At 57.2% G+C, this 20,198-nt stretch carries 16 protein-coding genes; 5 read left to right on the plus strand and 11 right to left on the minus strand.

From position 1 onward, the window contains the following. Position 1 precedes the first annotated feature (1 nt). The 7 genes from A3GO_RS0107205 to A3GO_RS0107240 all read right to left on the minus strand — a co-directional run bounded on the left by A3GO_RS0107205 (position 2) and on the right by A3GO_RS0107240 (position 7,885). Complete coding sequence (locus A3GO_RS0107205; protein ID WP_029132831.1) at positions 2–310, minus strand: HypC/HybG/HupF family hydrogenase formation chaperone; 309 nt, start codon at positions 308–310, stop codon at positions 2–4. Between the two features lie 26 nt (positions 311–336). Continuing rightward, positions 337–852, minus strand: coding sequence for a HyaD/HybD family hydrogenase maturation endopeptidase (locus tag A3GO_RS0107210; RefSeq protein WP_029132832.1), 516 nt, complete (start codon positions 850–852; stop codon positions 337–339). 413 nt (positions 853–1,265) lie between these two features. Then, the gene (locus A3GO_RS0107220; protein ID WP_029132834.1) at positions 1,266–2,966 is read right to left on the minus strand and encodes a nickel-dependent hydrogenase large subunit; all 1,701 of its coding nucleotides are present in this window, start codon (positions 2,964–2,966) and stop codon (positions 1,266–1,268) included. A 36-nt stretch (positions 2,967–3,002) separates the two neighbouring features. Further along, positions 3,003–4,142 (minus strand): Ni/Fe-hydrogenase cytochrome b subunit, encoded by a 1,140-nt coding sequence (gene hybB / locus A3GO_RS0107225; protein ID WP_029132835.1) that lies wholly within the window; start codon positions 4,140–4,142, stop codon positions 3,003–3,005. Beyond that, on the minus strand, positions 4,139–5,161 hold the full coding sequence (hybA, locus tag A3GO_RS0107230) for a hydrogenase 2 operon protein HybA (RefSeq protein ID WP_029132836.1): 1,023 nt from the start codon (positions 5,159–5,161) through the stop codon (positions 4,139–4,141). Before hybA ends, hybB begins: the two co-directional genes overlap by 4 nt. Before the next feature lie 9 nt (positions 5,162–5,170). Then, positions 5,171–6,304, minus strand: a complete 1,134-nt coding sequence (locus A3GO_RS0107235; RefSeq protein WP_029132837.1) for a hydrogenase small subunit — start codon at positions 6,302–6,304, stop codon at positions 5,171–5,173. A 303-nt stretch (positions 6,305–6,607) separates the two neighbouring features. Then, positions 6,608–7,885, minus strand: coding sequence for an acetyl-CoA hydrolase/transferase family protein (locus A3GO_RS0107240; RefSeq protein WP_029132838.1), 1,278 nt, complete (start codon positions 7,883–7,885; stop codon positions 6,608–6,610). A 121-nt stretch (positions 7,886–8,006) separates the two neighbouring features. Here A3GO_RS0107240 and A3GO_RS22955 point away from each other — a divergent pair, with 121 nt between their 5' ends. Both A3GO_RS22955 and A3GO_RS0107250 read left to right on the plus strand, forming a co-directional pair. Further along, positions 8,007–8,915 carry a hypothetical protein gene (locus tag A3GO_RS22955; protein WP_037374845.1) on the plus strand — a complete coding sequence of 303 codons (909 nt, stop codon included), beginning with the start codon at positions 8,007–8,009 and terminating at the stop codon, positions 8,913–8,915. A gap of 19 nt (positions 8,916–8,934) precedes the next feature. Next, the gene (locus A3GO_RS0107250) at positions 8,935–10,260 is read left to right on the plus strand and encodes a serine/threonine-protein kinase (protein ID WP_051301930.1); all 1,326 of its coding nucleotides are present in this window, start codon (positions 8,935–8,937) and stop codon (positions 10,258–10,260) included. Positions 10,261–10,379: 119 nt separating this feature from the next. Here the strand turns inward: A3GO_RS0107250 and nosD are convergent, their stop codons facing one another. Further along, positions 10,380–11,654 carry a nitrous oxide reductase family maturation protein NosD gene (gene nosD / locus A3GO_RS22960; RefSeq protein ID WP_169720376.1) on the minus strand — a complete coding sequence of 425 codons (1,275 nt, stop codon included), beginning with the start codon at positions 11,652–11,654 and terminating at the stop codon, positions 10,380–10,382. Between the two features lie 142 nt (positions 11,655–11,796). On the opposite strand from nosD, the gene A3GO_RS0107260 reads away from it, so the two are divergent. The 3 genes from A3GO_RS0107260 to prsT all read left to right on the plus strand — a co-directional run bounded on the left by A3GO_RS0107260 (position 11,797) and on the right by prsT (position 16,961). Further along, complete coding sequence (locus A3GO_RS0107260; RefSeq protein ID WP_029132840.1) at positions 11,797–12,519, plus strand: SDR family NAD(P)-dependent oxidoreductase; 723 nt, start codon at positions 11,797–11,799, stop codon at positions 12,517–12,519. 7 nt (positions 12,520–12,526) lie between these two features. Continuing rightward, positions 12,527–14,038, plus strand: a complete 1,512-nt coding sequence (locus A3GO_RS22965) for a B12-binding domain-containing radical SAM protein (protein ID WP_051301932.1) — start codon at positions 12,527–12,529, stop codon at positions 14,036–14,038. A 169-nt stretch (positions 14,039–14,207) separates the two neighbouring features. Continuing rightward, positions 14,208–16,961, plus strand: a complete 2,754-nt coding sequence (gene prsT, locus A3GO_RS0107270; RefSeq protein WP_029132841.1) for an XrtA/PEP-CTERM system TPR-repeat protein PrsT — start codon at positions 14,208–14,210, stop codon at positions 16,959–16,961. Positions 16,962–17,045: 84 nt separating this feature from the next. On the opposite strand, the gene A3GO_RS0107275 is transcribed toward prsT, so the two are convergent. The 3 genes from A3GO_RS0107275 to A3GO_RS0107285 all read right to left on the minus strand — a co-directional run bounded on the left by A3GO_RS0107275 (position 17,046) and on the right by A3GO_RS0107285 (position 20,068). Continuing rightward, positions 17,046–18,050, minus strand: coding sequence for a zinc transporter ZntB (locus A3GO_RS0107275; protein ID WP_169720377.1), 1,005 nt, complete (start codon positions 18,048–18,050; stop codon positions 17,046–17,048). Between the two features lie 333 nt (positions 18,051–18,383). Then, positions 18,384–18,593: a hypothetical protein gene (locus A3GO_RS0107280; RefSeq protein WP_029132843.1), complete on the minus strand. Its 210-nt coding sequence runs from the start codon at positions 18,591–18,593 to the stop codon at positions 18,384–18,386. Between the two features lie 29 nt (positions 18,594–18,622). Beyond that, positions 18,623–20,068 carry a TrkH family potassium uptake protein gene (locus A3GO_RS0107285; RefSeq protein WP_029132844.1) on the minus strand — a complete coding sequence of 482 codons (1,446 nt, stop codon included), beginning with the start codon at positions 20,066–20,068 and terminating at the stop codon, positions 18,623–18,625. Between the last annotated feature and the right edge of the window lie 130 nt (positions 20,069–20,198).

A 20,198-nucleotide genomic window follows, 5' to 3' on the forward strand; every position in this document is an offset into this window, starting at 1 on the left:
ATCAACTCGGGTCGTTGGGAAAGCTGCCGGGCTTGCGGTTGGGATCGGTCAGGTCGGCAAAGTAGCTATCCACATCCACCTCTCCGTCACTACTCATGATCTGCTCCAGCGCATCCAGGGCGTCATTGGTCTGTTTCGCCTCGGCCTCGGTCAGTACTTCACGAGCCGAACCGATAAAATTGAGAATCCAGGTGCCCGGTTCCTGCGGACCGATCAGCATGGTATTGACCATCTCTTCACGCCCGCGTCCACGGCACAGCGCCATCAGATCGCGCTGCTCGATCACCTGCATTGGAATACCGATACACATGTTTATCCAACCTTGTCTGTTTCTCTCTATTGACCCGCTTCTGCCCAGAAGCCCCGGACGCCATCCTGCCTGGGTTTTATCGCAATGCCAAGTGATCGCAGTTCATCCGCCAGCAGTTCCACCATCTCATCCATTTTGGCATTGATTCCGTCGCTCAGGCCAATGTGGGTTTTCAGAGACTCCGGGACCATGCCGATAATGGTGATCTTCTTCGGCGCCTGGCCCTGTACGGTCAGCAACGCCAGCAGATCAGACAGGCCGATCTGGTGAGGCGAGATCTTGGTCTGAAAAAAATTTGGGACCTCGTCATCCGCCAGGCGTACCAGGGTGCAGGGCGGCGCGCCGGTCTTGACCGAGTCAGCGATGATGACGTGTTCATTGTTACTGAGCGGGTTGAGCAGATCTATGGCCGAGGTGCCGCCATCGATCAGCTCCACCGACTCTGGCAGGCTATAGCGTTGTTCCAGCAGTTCAACAGCGCGAACACCCAACCCTTCATCGGATAGCAGCACATTACCCAGTCCAATCACCACTACGCTCATATCGTCTCCACATCGATCAGGAGCCACGGGGGCAAACCCAAGGCCATACCCATTCTTCCACCACGCCCTGGAAACAAACCGTAAACTCCATAGATTGCATCACAACCGCCAAGAACGCCAAGAGCGCAAAGATTAAGTAAAGGAATCGGTTTTCCTTGGCGTGCTTCGCGTACTTCGCGGTTACTTGCTTTTTGCCGGTTCCAGAGCCCGTAGGTTGGGATGAGCCTGCGAATCCCAACAAGATTTCAGGCGTATGCATCAGCGTGTTGGGGTTCGTTCCTCACCCCAACCTACATCGACACCCATTGTTGGCGGGCCAATGTTCCATCCTGGAAAAAACCCTCTCTCCCCGGACAGGGAGAGAGGGAAGGAGGCATCCAGCACTGTTCAGATGCTCTCAGAGTTTCAGATGCTCAAAGCGCCTTGACCTTGATGATCTCCTGTTGCTCGGTATCCACCAGGTGGATGGCACAGGCGATACAGGGATCAAACGAGTGCACCGTACGCAGCACTTCCAGTGGCTGCTCGGGATCGGCCACCGGGTTGCCCATCAATGAGGCCTCGTAGGGGCCCATGGCGTCATTCTCGTTACGTGGGCCGGCGTTCCAGGTACTGGGGACCACGCACTGGTAGTTCTTGATCTTGCCATCGTTGATCACCACCCAGTGGGAGAGCACGCCGCGCGGTGCCTCGTGGAAACCGAAGCCCTTGATCTCGCCCTTGGGGAAGACCGGCTGGTTGAAGGTGTCGGTATCGCCCTTGCCGATATTCTCCACCAGCATGTTCCACTGCTCGTTCATGTTGTCCAGCATCACTGCCGTGCGCACCGCACGGGCCGCATGACGACCGATGGTGGAGTGTAGCGCCGCCAGCGGGATCTCCTGCCCGGCCACCGCATTCAGGGTGCCCATGGCGGTCTTGAGATGTTTGGACGTGGACTCGTGGCCAGCCGCCGCCATGCACAGCACGTTGGCCAACGGGCCGACCTGGGCCGGTTTGCCGTAGAAAGTGGGCGACTTGATCCAGGAGTACTGCCCTTCGTCCTGGAAGTCGGTGTATTGGGGCTCGGTCTCACCTTCCCATGGGTGCAGTGCCGCATCACCCTCGTACCAGGCATGTTTGGAACTCTCCTTCACACCGTCGCGGAACAGCGCATCCTGATAGCTGCTGATCGGTTTAAAGGTGCTCAGGTCGCCACCGGTGATATAACCGCCAGGCAGGGCGAACTGGGTCCCCTTGGTGTCGATTGGCATGTCCGGTACCGACAGGTAGTCGGTCACGCCCTGGCCGTAACCGGCCCAGTCCAGATAAAAGGCGCCGACGGCCGGCACATCCACCAGGTAGACGTTGTGTACGAAGTCGGCCAGCTTGTCGATCCAGCCCTTGATCGCCAGCAGACGTTCCATGTTCAGGGTCGACTGGCTGTCCAGGTTAATGGAGTTGGAAACACCGCCCACCGCCAGATTCTGGATATGCGGCGTCTTGCCACCCAGGATGGTAACGATCTTGTTGGCGTAGCGCTGCACTTCCAGCGCCTGGAGATAGTGGGCAACCGCCAGCAGGTTCACTTCCGGCGGCAGCTTCATGGCCGGGTGTCCCCAGTAGCCGTTGGCGAATGGTCCCAACTGGCCGCTGGAGACAAAGGACGCCAGCTTGTCCTTCACCGCCTGCATTTCATGGGGTCCGTTGCCACCCCAGGAGGAGAGGCTCTCCGCCAGCTTGGCGGTGGCCTTGGGATCGGCATCCAGGGCCGAGACCACGTCCACCCAGTCCAGCGCGGAGAGGTGATAGAAGTGCACGATATGATCATGCACCGCCTGGGCCGCCACAATCAGGTTGCGCACGAACTGGGCGTTCAGCGGCACCTCCAGGTTGAGCGCGTTCTCCACCGCCCGCACCGAGGTGAGCGCATGTACCGTGGTGCAGACACCGCAGATACGCTGGGTGAACACCCAGGCGTCACGCGGATCACGCCCCACCAGGATCTTCTCGATGCCCCGCCACATCTGGCCCGAGGACCAGGCATTATTGACCTTGCCATCCTCAACCTCGACATCGATACGCAGGTGCCCTTCAATGCGGGTGACGGGATCAACAGTTATACGAGTAGCCACAATATTCTCTCCTACTTAAGGAATGTCTGTTCTGCCTTACGCATGTTCAGCAGAGTGCAGAACGGGCAGTTTCTTAACGAAGACCAGATAGGCCATGATTTCAATCGCCACGATACCCACGGTCACCATGATCTCGGGGACCGAGGGGAAGTAGCTGTAACCGGGACCCGGGTTATAGGCGATCAGGAACGCATTGAACCGATACAGGGCACCGGCGAACAGCAGCGAGACCGCGGCGAACAGCAACAGTCGCGCATTATCACGACGGCCACGGGAGAGCATCACCACCAGCGGGAAGATGAACAGTGCCATCTCCAGCAGGAACATGTTGCCCGCCAGGTCACCGGCGAAGGCAAAGCCGAGTTTGCCCCGCAGTACCAGCTCCGCCAGCCGCACCACCAGGAAGACTGAGATCAGCCAGATAATCGCCTTGCTCAAGCGTGCCAGCAGCGGAGTTTCGGGACGCCGGTTGAATCCAACCGCGGCAAACGAGGCCTCAAAGATCACAATGGAGAAGCCCATGGTCAGCGCGGTCAACAATGCCATCAGCGGCTGCCACTGCAACGACTGCCAGAGCGGATGCACCTTGGACCCCATGATGATCAACAGTGAGCCAAGCGACGACTGGTGCATGGTGGGCAACAGCACACCCAGGGCGATAAAGAAGAACAGCACCTTGTTGAGCCAGCGCAGGGCACTTTTCGCGCCGATCTTCTCCAGCAGGGCGGGAGCAAACTCGATAAACAGCACGAAGATGTAGGTGATCACGCAGAGCCCCACCTCCAGCATGACCGAGTTGAAGTTCCAGTTGGAGGGCATGGCGATGTTATAGAACTGCCAGTAGCGCCCCATGTCAAAGAAGGCGCCAAAACCACCCAGCGCATAACCGAACAGGCTGGCCAGGATGGCCGGCCGGATCAACGGGTGATATTTACCCTTGTTGAAAACATAAATGACAAAGGCCAGGGCATAACCGCCGCAGGCCAGGGCCGTACCGACCACCACGTCATAGACCACCCAGATACCCCAGGGATAGCCCGAGTTGATGTTGGCGACCGCACCCAGTCCATCGGTAAAACGCACACCGAGGAAATAGAGCCCAATCGCAGCCAGTACACCCAGGAACATGAATGGCAGGGTAAGAATCTTACCTTCCACCTGTTGATGTTCACTCATGGTTCACCTCTATCATTGTTAGGCCCGGGACGACGACTATTTTGACCATCGGGGTCATCCTGGTCCGTTTTACTGGTGTTGCGCTTGACCACGTAGGCCAGCCCCGCCAGGGCGATGGCCGGTGCAATCATGCCCTTGTAGAGTGTGTGCTGAACCCCTTCCGCGATCGAGGCGTAGGAGCGCTCGGGCAGTTCCGGCATACCCAGCTTTTTCAGCGGCACGCCGGCGATATGCATCACCTGGGTACCGCCCACCTCGTGCTCGCCATAGATATGCTGCTGATAGGCTGGCGCATCCTTCTCATGCGTATGCAGTTCGTCGGACGCCCGGCCTCTGGCGTAGGTGTAGGTCTCGCCCGGCTTGCTGGCGAGACGTTTTTTGGCCTCCGCCAGCAACTCCTTGCGGGTACCGAACAGGGTCGCCCCGGTGGGACAGACATCGGCACAGCCCGGCAACAGACCCTGGGAGATGCGCTCCACCCCGGCCTGATTGCAGAACAGGCACTTCTGGATCTGCCCCTTGGCGTCATGGTACTCGTACTGGGGAATACTGAAGGGACAGGCCACCATGCAGTTGCGGCAACCGATACAGGTGTCGGCGTTGTACTGGACGATGCCGGAGACCGGATTCTTGGTCAGCGCGGAAACCGGACACCCGGAGACGCATGCCGGATCGACACAGTGCATGCAGCTCTTCTTGGCAAACGAGAAGCCGTCGATCTCCCGATCCTTGGCCTCCGAGGTGCCGTTCTTGTACACCTTGATCACGTTGTAGGTGGAACCGGACACACCGCGTGAGGCATCGTACTGCACATCCTCACCCATGATGACCGGCGGCAGACCGTTGATCTCTTTGCAGGCCCGCACACACGCCTTGCAACCGACACAGAGGGTCGCGTCATAGAGGATGCCGATGGCATTCTCCAGCGGCTCCTTGTTGGGCCGAGCCTCCGCACTGCCGGCACTGCAGAGTGCGGCGGCGCCACCGGCTGCGGCTTTGAGAAAATCTCTACGTTTCATAACGCCCCCTTAACCCTGGCTGTCGCCGTCACCCGACTGCTCGCTCTTGCCGAGTTTCCTGGCCGCCATGGCAGTGGCGCCGACCGCGGCGCCAATCACGCCACCCACCAGTGCCGCGGCACCCGGCGTGGCGCTGTTGGTACCCGGACGGTCGTTGACATAGGGGAAGGCATTAGGCGGCGCATGGGTCTTCACATCCGCCAGTTGATGAATCGCCTTGGTGAAGCCAACACCCTGCTCGGTACAGCCGAAGCAGGGGTGGCCCACGCCCACCGGCCAGGCACCGCCACCCACGTCACCGAACTCAACAGCGGGACAGTTGGCATAGGTCTCGGGCCCCTTGCAGCCGAGTTTGTACAGGCAGTAGCCCTTCTGATGACCCTCATCACCAAACTCCAGGGCGAAACGGCCGGCATCGAAGTGCGGACGACGCTCACAGTTCTCATGAATCAGTCGGCCGTAGGCAAACCTGGGTCGGTTCAGGTGATCCAGTGCCGGTAACTTGCCGAAGGTGACAAAGTGCAGCACGGTGGAGAGGAAGTTATAGGGGTTGGGCGGGCATCCGGGGATGGTGACCACGGTCTTGTCGGTCAGGATATCCGGCGCACCCTTGGCCTCGGTCGGATTGATGCCGCTGGAGGGAATGCCACCCCAGGAGGCGCAGGAGCCAATGGCAACAATGGCTGCGGCGCCCTCGGCCGCCTCTTTCACATGCTCCAGCATGGTCTTGCCGCCGATCTTGCAGTAGATGCCGCCATCCTTGACCGGCGTGGCCCCCTCGATCACCAGCAGGTACTTGCCCTTGTTGGCCTTCATGGAGGCCTGCTTGGCCGCCTCCACCTGATGACCGGCGGCCGCCGCCAGGGTCTCATGGTAGTCCAGTGAGATTAGATCCAGGATCAGGGTCTCAATGGTGGGGTGCTCGGAGCGCAACAGGGATTCGGTACAGCCCGTGCACTCCTGACCATGAAGCCATATCACCGGTGGCCTCGCCTTCGGACTGGCAACCGCACTGGCCATCGCCATTGCATCGCTGGTGGTCAGTCCCATGGTCGCAGCCACGCCGGTACAGAACTTCATAAAGTCCCGCCGCGATACGCCCAGTCTCTTCTCGAGTTGCTCGAAATTGCGCTCGTCGTTCATTAACCCCTACCTCAATTGTCGGTCCTGGAAGGTGAGTTATTCTGTAAGTCTGTTCACCTGACAGCTTCAGATCTGTCACTCCAGGGCTAAGTACAATTTCCATGCCAGGAAAAAGGTATGGGGAATTTTAATCAGCGACTCATGTGCTTAGAGGGGGATTTGATATATGTCAGAAAGACATATTGGAAGGTTTTATTTCATAATCGCTACGCAAACGACAAGTATCTTTTCATGCCAGAAGAAACCAAATGGGCATTCCGTTTGCCGACACTTGGCCCTGGAAACAGCGATACCATGCTGATCTCAACCACTCACTGCGCGAATGGCGCGCCACTCGCGCGCCAGCATTTCACGGTCATCAGGATGGGCGATGGCTATCAGCGCCTCTGCCCGTTCATTGAGAGTGCGACCATAGAGATTGGCCACCCCGTATTCGGTAATGATGTAGTGAACGTGTGAACGGGTGGTGACCACCCCGCCGCCAGACCTCAGGGCCGGTACGATGCGAGAGGCACCATTTCGCGCACGGCTTGGCAGGGCAATGATCGGTTTGCCGCCTTCCGAGAGCGAGGCGCCCCGAATGAAGTCCATCTGCCCGCCCACCCCGGAAATGATCCGGTGGCCGATGGAATCGGCGCACACCTGGCCGGTCAGGTCCACCTCGACAGCCGAATTGATCGCGGTGACCCGCGGGTTCTTGGCAATTTCATGGGGCGAATTCACCCAGTCGATGCGCGCCTGGATCACCGAGGGATTATCATCGATATACTCATAGACCCGGTTCGAACCCATGATAAAGCCGGAGACGCTTTTGCCCCGGTGACTCTTCTTGCGTGAGTTATCCACCGCGCCGATCTCAATCAGGTCCAGCAGACCATCCGACCACATCTCGGTATGCACCCCAAGATGACGATGGCCGTGCAAGGCTCCCAGCACCGCATCCGGTATGGCGCCGATGCCCATCTGCAGGGTCGCACCGTCCTCGATCAATGCCGCTGCATGTCTACCAATCGCCCGCTCCACTTCCCCCAGAACCGGGCGCGGCACCTCCGGTATTGGGTCGTCCACTTCGATATAGTGGTCTATCCGGGAGATATGCACAAAGCCGTCCCCATGTACCCGTGGCATGCGTGGATTGATCTGGGCAATCACGGTACGCGCAGTGCGTATCGCCTCCAGTGCCACATCCACGCTGCAACCCAGGGTACAGAAACCGTGGTCATCCGGTGGTGAGAGATGTATCAGTGCCACATCGATGGGCCGTTCACCGGAGCGGAACAGCGCCGGTATTTCAGACAAAAAGCAGGGCAGATAGTCTACCCGGCCACCGTCATAGTAGCGGCGCATATTGCCACCGACGAACAGGTTGGCCACCCGGAAACTCTCCGCACAGGCGGGATCGGCATAGGCGGCATCACCGAAAGTGTGCAGATGCATTACCTCTACATCCCGGAGCCGCCCGGCATGGGAGACCAATCCATCGATCAGACGCAGCGGTGTCGAAGCGGCTCCATGCACGAATATCCGCTGACCAGACAACACGACGGACAGCGCCTCGTGCGCATCTTTATGCTGTTTCATATTGATTCCCTGATTCCCTGTATCGGATTTTAGGCGTAAAATTTATCGTATAGCTTGGTGAAGTGATTCATTCTACTTCAGATTGGCAGTTGGTTAGATTGAACGATATCAGACGTGAGAAATGAGCAACAATCCTGAAAACGGTACCCGCCGGATCATCGCGGACAAAGAGTGTGTCTTCTACGACGGCTACTGGATCCGCTACTATCCCACCCCGGAAAACACCCTGGCCAATCGTAAAAAGCTGATTGACGATATGACCCGGCGCACCTTTCACCATACCGAAAGCGGCATCAACACCCCGGGTGAGCGTCTGGAAGAGGCGCGGGAAGCCTACGAGCAGGAACAGGACCCGGCGCGTAAACGGGTGAATGGTGCCATGCTGGCAGGCGCCCTGTTCAACCGTGCTTCGGACATCTTCAACGCCATCGTTGATCTGGAAGCCAAGGGGGTCAAGGTCAATCCCGACAACGAGCTGATGGTGCGCTGCGGTGACTACTTCAAGGAGGCGCTGGAACTTGGCAAGCTGGTCAAGCACTACAGCGGCCATGAAGGCATTGATGAACTCTGGGGCGAGCCGTTCAAGGCCTTCTCCCACCCCCTTGACCAGCTGTTCGAGTCACGCTATCGCAAAATCGCCCAATCCATGAAGGATATCGACCGCATCTCAACCCACATGGTAAAGAGTTTTACCGATGACGAGATTTTCGGCGCGGCCGTCCCTTACATCCGCAATTACTGCCGTGCTGCCAAACAACAGATCGAGCTGATCAAACAGGACAGGGCCCTGTTCACCGTCTGGCCGGAATTTGTCGCATCCCGGGAGATGGTGGAGCAATTCTTTATGCACCTGCCTATACCCACCAGCACAGAACAGAAACAACATATTGATCAAGGCGTGAAGCTGATCACCGCAGGAACCCAGCTTATCACCTATCTTTCAGGGGCCAGGGTTCCCATGCCCAAGAGCACCAGTGAGTTTCTGGAGCAGTGCCAGTTTTATGATATGAACTGGTCGGCGAAAGAGTAACGCCAATCCGCTGCAGGCCATGAACCTCGTGACAAACCCACCGGAGAACCCGGCCATAGATGATCTGACACGCACCACGATAGGCAAATTCCAGATCCGCAAACTGCTTGGAAGGGGTGCAACCGCCTCGGTCTACCTGGCGCAAGATCCCTTCTCCAACAATGAAGTGGCGATCAAGATCGCCCACCAGAATATCTTCAGCGAACCGGTCAACGGCGCCCGCTTCAAGAAGATGTTCATTAACGAAGCGAGCCTGGCAGGCAAACTGCGTCATCCCTATATCGTCAAGGTGTTCGATGCCGGCACCGAGAGGGATATGCACTACATCGTCATGGAATATGTCGATGGCCATACCCTCAAACGCCATACCCAGCCGGAGAACCTGTTACCGATCGACGATGTGGTGGAGATCATATTCAAGTGCTGTAATGCCCTTGAGTACGCCTTCGTCAATGGCCTGATTCACCGTGACATCAAACCAGCCAACCTGCTGACCACCGGCGGCACAGATATCAAGGTGACCGACTTCGGCACCGCCCTGCTGGCCGATTCCGATCTGACCCAGGTGGTGGATGCGGTCGGCACTCCCAGCTACATGTCACCCGAGCAGATCATGGGCCGGGAATTGAGCCAGCAGGCTGATATCTACTCCCTGGGTGTGGTGATGTATCAGCTGTTGAGTGGCAAGCTGCCGTTCACGGCAGAAAACCAGTATGACCTTATACAGAAAATATCCAACCGCCCACCGACCCCGCTGAAGGATGTACGGCGTGACATTCCCGGTGAGATCATTCGGATTGTTGACCGCTGTATCCACAAAAAGGCGGCCGACCGCTATGATAGTTGGGCCGACCTGGCGTGCGATCTGGCGACCGTGCATGAACAGCTGGAACTCACAACCAGCATTGATGTATCGGATACTCGCAAATTCAATATCCTGAAGACCCTGGCCTTTTTTCACGACTTCACTGACGTCGAGTTGTGGGAGGTGCTACGGATCAGCAAGTGGCGCCGCTTTCGTGGTGCCAAGACCCTGATTGACGAAGGCAAGATCGGCGGGTCCATTTTTATTCTCGCCGCAGGCGACGCCCGGATCATGAAGAACGATGCCTTCCTCGGCGTGATCGAGACCGGTCAGTGTTTTGGTGAGATGGCCTATATCCACGGCATGAAAAAGCCGCGTAGCGCCAGCGTGGTGAGCAATTCACCAGTGACCGTGATCAAGATCCGCACCGAGGCCTTGCAACAGGCCTCGATACAACTGCAGACCAAGTTCAACCTGGTGCTGATGCGAACCCTGGCCGACCGGCTGGAGCGGACCTCAATGATGGCCTCGGCGCTTTAGGGCGGGCAGCCGGTAGGTTGGGAAGAGCCTGCAAATCCCAACAGGATTTCAGACATATGCACCGTAACGCTGGGGTTCGTGCCTCACCCCAGCCTACCTCGGCTAATCCACCCTACCGCTCAGCAAAGCGCGCAGGTAGCAGGCTCCGCCTTCTGGCTGGCGGCAACTGTTCCTTCCTGCGTCGTATAGACGGGATCACTGTCACGCACCATCAATCTGGGCTCGGTAAAGGGCGCCAGCCGCTCGAGAAAATCCAGCAGACTGAATGTGGGACTGGCGATAAAGAACTGGGTGCTGGGATAATCCAGCCAGAGCTGATCGGCATAGGCATGCAGTTCGTAGGGAGTATCGCCGGTCCCGTCCCCGTCGCGATCGAAACCGGCATAGTCGCTCCAGAAATTCCCCCGCCACTGGTTCTTCATCGCCCCGCCGCCGTTGCGCACGGCCACCTGGATGAAGTTGTTCTGGAAACGGTTGGAGGAGAGCTGATTGCCGCCCCGGTCGCTCAAAAACTGAATTCCCACCGTGCTGTAGGCGATCAGATTATCCCGCACTTGATTGGGCAGGGTCTCATCTTCCGGAGAGAGATCCAGGGCAATGCCGATAGTGACATTGAGTATCCGATTACCCTCGATCACGGCACTGGAGCTCTCCTTTAGCCCGATTCCAACACCGGTCACATCCTTGATCTCGGCCACCAGGTTATTCCTGATCACCAGCCCGTTGGTTTTCAGGGTAAAAATTCCCGCCTCGTTACCAACAAATCGGTTGCCCTCAATCCGGGTGCCTTGCGAGTTGACCACATGCAGGGAGTAGCGGCCGCCCTCCACCCGGTTATCGACCAGGCTATTGTCGTGGGAATCCAGCACGATCAGGTCGCGGGCATCCGTGACCTGGTTCTGCAGTACCTTGTTGCCGCTGCTGTACCAGATGCGGATGCCATCGCCGCGCTGCGCCACTTCCCGCCGCTTGGAGCGGATACGGTTGCGCCGGATGATGCCATGCTCGGACTGGTGCAGGGCGATACCGAACAGCACGTCGTCCAGCACGTTGTCCTTGACCACATTGAATTTGCCCGTCACCCGGATACCGGCGTCCAGCTCGTTGTGCCGGTCACCCGATCCGGTGATGCGCAGATTACTCAGTCGGGCGCCATCGGTTTCTATGCTAACCACCGTGCCCTGTCCACCACCGTCTATAATCGCCTGGCCGCCCCCGTCAATGGTCAACGGTTTGTCGATCACCACCGGACCCCTGTAGTGTCCCGCCGGCAGTTGCAGGGTAGCGCCGGGAAGCGCAGCATCAATCAACGGCTGCAGCGGCGTACCCGCCGCCAGGGAGAGTGGAATCAGGATGCAGTAAAGCAACAGGCACTGGGCAAAGCGACGTGGCAAAGGTAACCTCACAGGTTGAAGTGATTGGTGTCATTCTCCCCGTGGTATCTTAACTGCCGGAATGATCGACGGAGTGGACGCTGACGACGTTGCGCAGCATAGCAGCCATAAAAAACACAGTAATTGACATGGATTAAGCAGCATGAGCAGAACAGTATTGATCACAGGCAACAGCAGCGGATTGGGACATGGCCTAACCGAGGTCTATCTGGACAAAGGCTGGGAGGTGTACGGCGTTAGCCGGCGCGGCTGCACGGATCTGACCGGCAAGCTGAAGGATATCCGCTGCGACCTGACCGACTACGAAGCGGTGCCGCTGGCCCTGGAGACCCTGCTGATGGGCATCGGCCATCTGGACGTGGTAATTCTCAACGCCGGTATCCTCGGCAAGGTACAGGACATGGCCGACAGCAGCCTGGCGTATATTCAGCAGGTGATGGAGGCCAACGTCTGGTCCAACAAGGTACTGCTGGACTGGCTGTTGAAATCGGGTATACGCATCGACCAGATCGTGCTGATCTCTTCCGGCGCCTCCATCAACGGCAATCGTGGCTGGGGCGCCTACGCCCTCTCCAAGGCGACGCTGAACATGCTCACCCAGCTCTATGCCCACGAGTTTCCACACACCCACCTGACGGCGCTGGCGCCAGGACTGGTGGATACCGCTATGCAGGATGTGCTGTGTGATCCGGCCCAGGTGGACGAGGACCAATTCCCGTCAGTCGCCAAGCTGCGCGCCGCACGGGAGACCCCGGCGATGCCCAAACCCCGTGAGGCGGGCCTGCTGATCGCCGACGCCATCCCGGGATTGAAGCAGCTCCCCAGCGGCAGTTTTGCCGACATCCGCACACTCGACCAGCACTGATCAATCGATGCCTGAGATCGTCCTCGCCACCCTGAACGCAAAGCATATTCACGCCTCGCTGGGACTGCGTTATCTGTATGCCAACCTGGGCGAACTGCAGTCCCGGGCGGCCATCCGCGAGTTCACCATCGACCCCTGGCCGATCGATATAGCCGAACAATTGCTGGCGGAGCAGCCACGCATCATCGGTCTCGGGGTCTACATCTGGAATACCGAAAGGAGTCAACAGCTGGTATCCCTGCTCAAGCAGGTCAGTCCGGAAACGATTATCGTGCTGGGCGGGCCGGAAGTGAGTCATGAGTGGCAGGATCAGGCCATCGTAGCGCAAGCCGATTACCTGATTAGCGGGCAGGCTGACCTCGCCTTCGCCAGACTCTGCGGCCAGCTGCTTCGGGGCGAGCAACCGCCGGGAAAAGTGATCGAGGCATCGACGCCCCCGCTGGAGACATTGCAGCTACCCTATGCCCACTATACCGAGCAGGATATCGCTCACCGGCTGATCTATGTCGAGGCCTCACGCGGCTGTCCGTTCAAATGCGAGTTTTGTCTCTCGGCACTGGACCGAAGCGCGGTCCCGTTCGAGCGGGGCGCATTCATGCAGGCACTGGAACAGCTTTACCAGCGTGGCGTGAGGCACTTCAAATTCGTTGATCGCACGTTCAACCTCAACCCGGAGCAGAGTGTCGCCCTGCTGGAGTTTTTTCTGGCCCGCATGGACGAACAGCTGTTCCTCCATTTCGAAGTGATACCGGACCATCTGCCGGAGCGGCTGCGCAGCACCCTGCAGCGATTTCCGGCCGGGTCGCTGCAACTTGAAATCGGAATCCAGACTTTCAATCCACGGGTACAGCGGATCATCAACCGAAAGCAGAACAACGCCAAGAGCCAGGACAATCTGCACTGGTTGCGCACCGAGACCCAGGCCCATCTGCATGCCGATCTGATCATCGGACTCCCCGGCGAAGACATGCAGAGCTTTGCCGACAGTTTTGACCAGCTCGCCGCCCTCGCCCCCCATGAAATCCAGGTCGGCGTTCTGAAACGGCTCAAGGGCTCCCCGATCATCCGCCATAGCAAAGCGTTTCGAATGCGCTACAACCCGGTCGCGCCGTACAATGTGCTGAGTACCGACCGGATCGATTTTCCGACCATGCAGCGGCTAAACCGCTTCGCCCGCTATTGGGAGATGGTCGCCAACTCGGGACGTTTTCAGCATAGCCTCCCTCTGCTGCTGGACGATCAGCCGTTCGCCCGCTTCATGCAATTCAGTGACTGGCTGTTCAGCACCACCGGACAGGTGCACCGTATCGCGCTCAAGCGGCTGTTCGAGCTGCTGTATGACGGACTCACCGGGCCACTGTCGGTGCCACCGGCAACCGCCGCCCGGACACTCGAAGCCGACTTCAATCGATCCGGTATCAAGGGACGTCCCAAATTTCTGCGCAACACCATCGACCCGGGCGACGGTGCGAATCCGACAACCAACCGGCATGCAGCTCGCCAGGCAAGACATCATTGAGTACCCGGGGAGACCGGGATGTTGCCCCCTCATTGGGGTATAATAATCCCTACCAACGCCCTTGCCCTGCACATGCAACCCGGGAACAGGGCAGGATTCAGACAACGTACGGATCGCCAGATCCGTCAATAAAAAATGACCGGCGCGGACAAAAAAGGAATGTCGACCCATGAAACCACTGCGTAACCTCACTGCCTGCACGCTGCTGCTCACCGCGTCCCTGCTCAACTCAGCGCACGCCGATGACTATGTCCGGGAGGCCGAAGCCTACCTGGAGAAGGGCGAGGCGAAGGCGGCAGTGATCCAGCTGAAGAATGCCCTGCAAGAGAATCCCGCCAATATCGAAGCCCGCCTGATGCTGGGCAGAATCTATCTGCAGGCCGGTGATGGCGCCTCGGCTGAAAAAGAGTTTGAGCGGGCAAAAAAGCTGAACGCCGCGAAGAGCTACTGGGAACTGAACCTGGCCAAGGCCTACCTGATGCAGCAGAAGTATCAGGAGATACTTGACTCTATCAGCGAAGAGGAAGGGAGCTCGATCGATGACCGAATCTCCATCTCGCTGATTCGGGGTGATGCCCATCTTGGCCTGCGCCAGTACAAGGAAGCACGCGACACCTACAGCAAGGTAAAACAACTCAACCCCCAGTCTCAGGAAGCGGTGCTTGGGTTAATCATAACTGATATCGCAGAAAACCACCGCGCAGAAGCGCTTAACAGCCTGGACGGGCTGCTTGCTGACCACCCGGACAACACCGCTGCCCTGGTGATGCGTGGTGAACTGAATCTACAGAGCGGAAAAGCTGAGTTGGCCCGCGCCGATTTCGACAAAGCACTCACCCTGCAGCCGAAAAATGTCCGCGCCCTGCTGGGCCGGGCACAGATCTATCTGACCGGAGGCCAGATAGATCTTTCCAAGGCCGATCTGGCCACACTGGACACGCTGGTGCCTGGCCACCCCAAGCTGCTCCATCTCAGTGGGGCTATCGCCCTGCTGGAGCGAAACCTGGACGAGGCGGACAACCTGCTGCAAAAGGCCCTCAATGCCAATCCGGATGATCTGCGGACTCGAACACTGCTGGGAGCGGCAAACTTCTACCGTGGCAACTATGAGGCGGCCCATGGCTATCTCACCCAGGTGCTCAAGGCCCAGCCGACTCTGCTGCCAGCCATCAAACTACTGGCATCGGTCCAACATCAGCTGAAACAGTCGGATGCGGTGGTGAAGCTGCTGGAGCCCGCTCTCGGGCTCTACCCCGAAGACCCGCAGTTGATGGCCATGCTCGGCGCTGCCTACATGCAGGTAAAGCGGTTTGAGGAGGGATCGGAACTAATGAGCAGGGCGATTGAAATCGCCCCGGACCTGGCCGCCTATCGGACCCAGTTGGCGCTCGGACTGATGGCCCAGGGCAAGAGCAGCGAGGCCATCGCAGAACTGGAGAACACCATTGGTATGGAGCAGGAGTTTGTCCAGGCGGATGTCCTGCTGGTCCTCTCCTATCTGAATAAACAGGAGTTCACCAAGGCACTGGAGGCGAGTCAGGCACTGGAGAAAAGATCGCCGGAAAATCCCGTCGGCTACAACCTGACCGGTCTGGCCTATCTGATGTCGGGCAATCTGGAGCAGGCGGAACAGCGCTTTAAAAAGACCCTTGAAATTGATCCGAACTTTATCACCGCCGAAGCCAATCTGGCGCGCCTGGCGATACAGAAGGGCGATTTGACATTGGCCGAATCACATTTCCAGAGCGCACTGAAAAAGATACCCAACAGCGCCATGATACTGATGGGGCTGGCGGATCTGGCACGACGACAGGGAGACCGCGACAGGATGCACAAGCTACTGGAGCAGGCTCATAATGGCGAACCGAAAACCTCCCGCGCCGGCCTGATATCGGCCATGGCCTATCTGGCAGAAAACCGACCGCTCAAGGCTCTGCGTATGACCAGCCAACTCTCCGCCGCCTTCCCGCGGGATCCTTCGGTGCTGACCATCCATGGACGGGCCCAGCTTGCAGCGGGCGACACCATCAACGCCGTCACCACGTTCAGGCAGCTCACGTACCAGAAAAAGAGTGCAGAAACCCTGCAACTGCTGGGTAACGCCCAACAGGCGGCCGGGCAACAAGACGATGCCCGCGAAAGCTATCAGCAGGCGCTGAAGGAGAATCCAGGATTCGTCCCGGTACTGGTGGGCCTTTTCAGCCTTGAACTGGGTGCTGGAAACCATCAAGCCGCCCTGTCCCATGCCAAGACCATCCAACAGGCCATGCCGGACAAGCCGGTAGGTTATGAATTTGAAGGTACGGTCTATGCCGCTCAGGGTGAGACAGTAAAATCCATCACCCTGTATGAGAAGGCCTATCAAATGCAACCCGGTGAGCGACTGGGGATCATGCTGGCACAGCAATATACGCGCGCCGGCGATGCCCGGCGTGGCTTGGATCTGTTACGTGAATGGGCAGAAAAACAGCCCGACAATCTGCAAGTTCAGATCAGTCTCGCCGGCACGCTACTGGAACAGGGGTTGCATGATGAGGCGATCCAAACTTATGAAAAGGTCCTGCAGGCCGACGACAGCCAGTTGATAGCCCTGAACAACCTCGCCTGGATCTACTCAAGCCGCGGGAACGACAAGGCCGTTGAACTGGGCAAACGCGCCTATGAGTTGGCCTCAACAAGACCGGAGATTGTCGATACCTACGGCTGGATCCTGGTACAGACCGGCGACCTCAGCAAGGGATCGGAAATTCTCAAACAGGCGGCTGAACTGAGTCCAAATAACCAGGAGATCATCTATCACCTGGGCTATGCTCAGCATAAACAGGGAAACCGCACTGAGGCCGAGACCATCCTGAAACGGGCCATCGCCATTAACGACAAAACGGAACTGGCCAAATCCGCCCGGAAGCTTTTGGAAAACTGACGCTAATCACAACAACCCTCTTGGCCGTCCTGACCAGGAGGGTGTTCCGTGTTTCAGCACAATCGGGAATAGCGCACACCTAACTCAAAACCAGCGTCGCCAGCGAAAGAAGGCCAACAAGGCCGCCGCCACCAGCAGCATTCCGAAAATCACCAGCGGAAAGCCGAGGGGACTTTCAGCGCCTGGAATACCGCCCACGTTGATCCCCAGCAAACCGGTCACAAAGGATAGCGGCAGGAAGATGGCGGCAATGACGGAAAGAATGTACATGCGATTGTTGGTCTGTTCGGTCAGACTGCTGACCAGTGACTCATGCACCACGCCGGCGCGTTCCCGCGCCGCATCCAGATCTTCCACGAAACGTGTCAGACGGTCAGATGACTCGCGTAGATACAGATGATGTTCGTTGGATAATATTGCCGAACGTTCCGCCGACAACCGGTTAAGCGCCTCACGTTGTGGTGCCAGAAATCGACGCAAGGTTATCGCTTGCCGGCGAATACCCGCCAGCTGTTCACGTGAATGATGACCTGAAGCGATTAATACCGACTCTTCCAGTTGATCCACCAGATCATACAAGTCATCGATTACCACATTGACCCTATCCAGTAGCAGGTTCACCAGCATAACCAGAAAATCCCCAGGTACTTCCGGGCCACTGCCACGCTCAATCAATCCACGCAGATCATCCAGTGACAACAGACGTCGTAGTCCCAAGGTGTAAATCTTCTGGTTATCAATCCAAATACGCAGACTGACCATATCTTCCGGATCGGCTCCCGGATTCAGATTCACTCCGCGCAGAAAAATCAATAATCCATTATCCATGGCAACACAACGGGGGCGTGTCTCTACCTGCAACAATGCCTCCACGGTAAGTTCATTGAGCCCGCTGTATCGATACATCCACTCCTGAACGGCAGCTTTGGAATAATCGAGGTGCAACCAGAGCCACTGATCATCCATGAGTTCACAATCCGAAACCTGCTTTTCGTTTAACCGATTCCCGCCACCCCGCCCGGTAAGCAACCACGCATCTGTCAGGCCATCCAATTCATCAGGTGCACCCTGTTCAAATAATCTGCTCATAAATCTCTTCTTCTGTTTGTTATTCTGTGCCATAAAGCAACAGCCCATTGCTGCAAGGTAGTATAGCCTCGGGCCGTCGACAATTTGTATAGACACGACGACAGACAAGATATGCAGGTTAGGGAGCCTCTGATCAAGTCGCAAACTTGTATCTTGCGCCCGGAATGTCCAGTTTCTGCGTTGCAAATCTTCGCAATAGCCGGCTATTACGTGCTATTTGCGCCTTGAATCTGATCATTTCGGCTCACAATCTACTTCGTCCAGACTTAACCAGAGGCTCCTCAATTATCGGACTGAACAATTGGTGATCATCGATGATGCGGGTATTTCAAGCTATAGGCTGAGCATCGACTGACCTGCGGCAGTCAATCGATAGACCAGTTGCACCATTTCCAATGGCAGCCTTCTGCCGGGTTTCTGTTCAACAAGCCCCAGGCCAATCAGCTTCTCCAACACCGGTGCTTCACAAGGCAAAACAATGATTGACGAACCATTGGCAATTGCTTTCAGACAGCGCAACTCCTTTTCATCCAGTTGTATCATAGGGATGGCCTCCGGCTGGTTGGGATGTATTATCGACGCCAGAAAGAAGGGCTCAGCACCACCAGCAAGGTAAAAATCTCCAGGCGACCCAGCAACATGGCAAAGGAGAGTATCCACTTGGCCGAATCGGATACCGACTGAAAGCTGGCTGCCACTTCACCCAACCCAGGTCCCAGATTGTTCATACAGGTCGCCACCGCGCTGAATGCAGTCACCTGATCCAGACCCTGCTCCATGAGAAACAGCATGAACAGTACGAAGGTGGCGACGTAGACACTGAAAAAACTGCGCACCGCATCAGCCACCCGCACATCGACCACCTTGTTCTGCAATTGCAATGGTTTAATCATCGACGGGTGCATCAATCGCTGGATCTCCAGACCGGCTCCCTTTCCCATTATGACAAACCGGATCACTTTCATACCACCGGCCGTGGAACCGGCACAGCCACCAACAAAGCTGATCAGGATAAGCAACAGCGGCAGCATGGTGGGCCAGACGGAAAAATCATCAATGCCGAACCCGGTACTGGTCACCACAGATACCACGGTAAATGAGGCATAGCGCAGGGACTCCAGGATCCCGTCCCGCCCCCCCTCGAGATCGAGCACGGCACCGGTCACCAGAGTCACCGCCAGAACAAACAGCAGAAACACGCGCACTTCCACGCTCTGCCAGTAAGGCCGGATCGACAGCCGTTTCCAGACCAGGAAGTGCACACCAAAACTGATTCCGCCAATCAGCATGAACAGGGTCGCAACCACCTCAATAAACACACTGTCAAAATAGCCCAGGCTGGCATCATGGGTAGAGAATCCACCTGTAGAGACGGTGGATAGACTATGAGCTACAGCATCAAAGGGACTCATGCCACCAACCCAGTAGAGCAGTGCGCAGGCCACGGTCATGACCAGATAGAGTTTCCATAGTGCCTGAGCAGTGTGGGCAATTCGCGGGGTCAGCTTCTCATCCTTCATCGGCCCCGGTGTCTCGGCTTTGAACATCTGCATACCACCGATACCAAGCATGGGCAGCAAGGCAATAGCAGAGACCACCACACCGATGCCACCAAGCCACTGCATCTCCTGACGGAAAAAGAGTATGGATGGCGGCAGCTCATCCAGACCGGTCATCACCGTGGCACCGGTGGTGGTAAAGGCCGACACCGATTCAAAAAGCGCATCTGCTATGCTCAAACCGGGACCAAAGATAAAAGGCAGCATGCCCAGCAGGCTGGTCACCAACCACAATACCACCACGATAATGAATCCATCGCGGGTGTGCAGCTGGGTCTTGTGTTTTGCCGACAGCAGCCAGACCACCAATCCGACAAGCAGACTGAACAGTACCAGGAGCGAAAAATGCAGCGTTTCACCGTCATGATATAGTAGCGAAATGATTGAGGGCGGAAGCAGACTTCCGCTGAACAGAAGCATCCAGATTCCGAGTATATTGGCAATGATGGCGGGATTCATAAGACCACTGAGAACTCTTCAACTGTGCGATGCACTAATTATCGGAACAACTCTCAGCACGGTCACATAAAAAGAGTGTCAAAATTTTATGCTTTTTTTATTTTATTGAAATCACGCTGATCCGCAGAAT

It is taken from the genome of Sedimenticola selenatireducens DSM 17993 (genome assembly GCF_000428045.1).
GTDB classification, from domain to species: Bacteria; Pseudomonadota; Gammaproteobacteria; order Chromatiales; family Chromatiaceae; genus Sedimenticola; species Sedimenticola selenatireducens.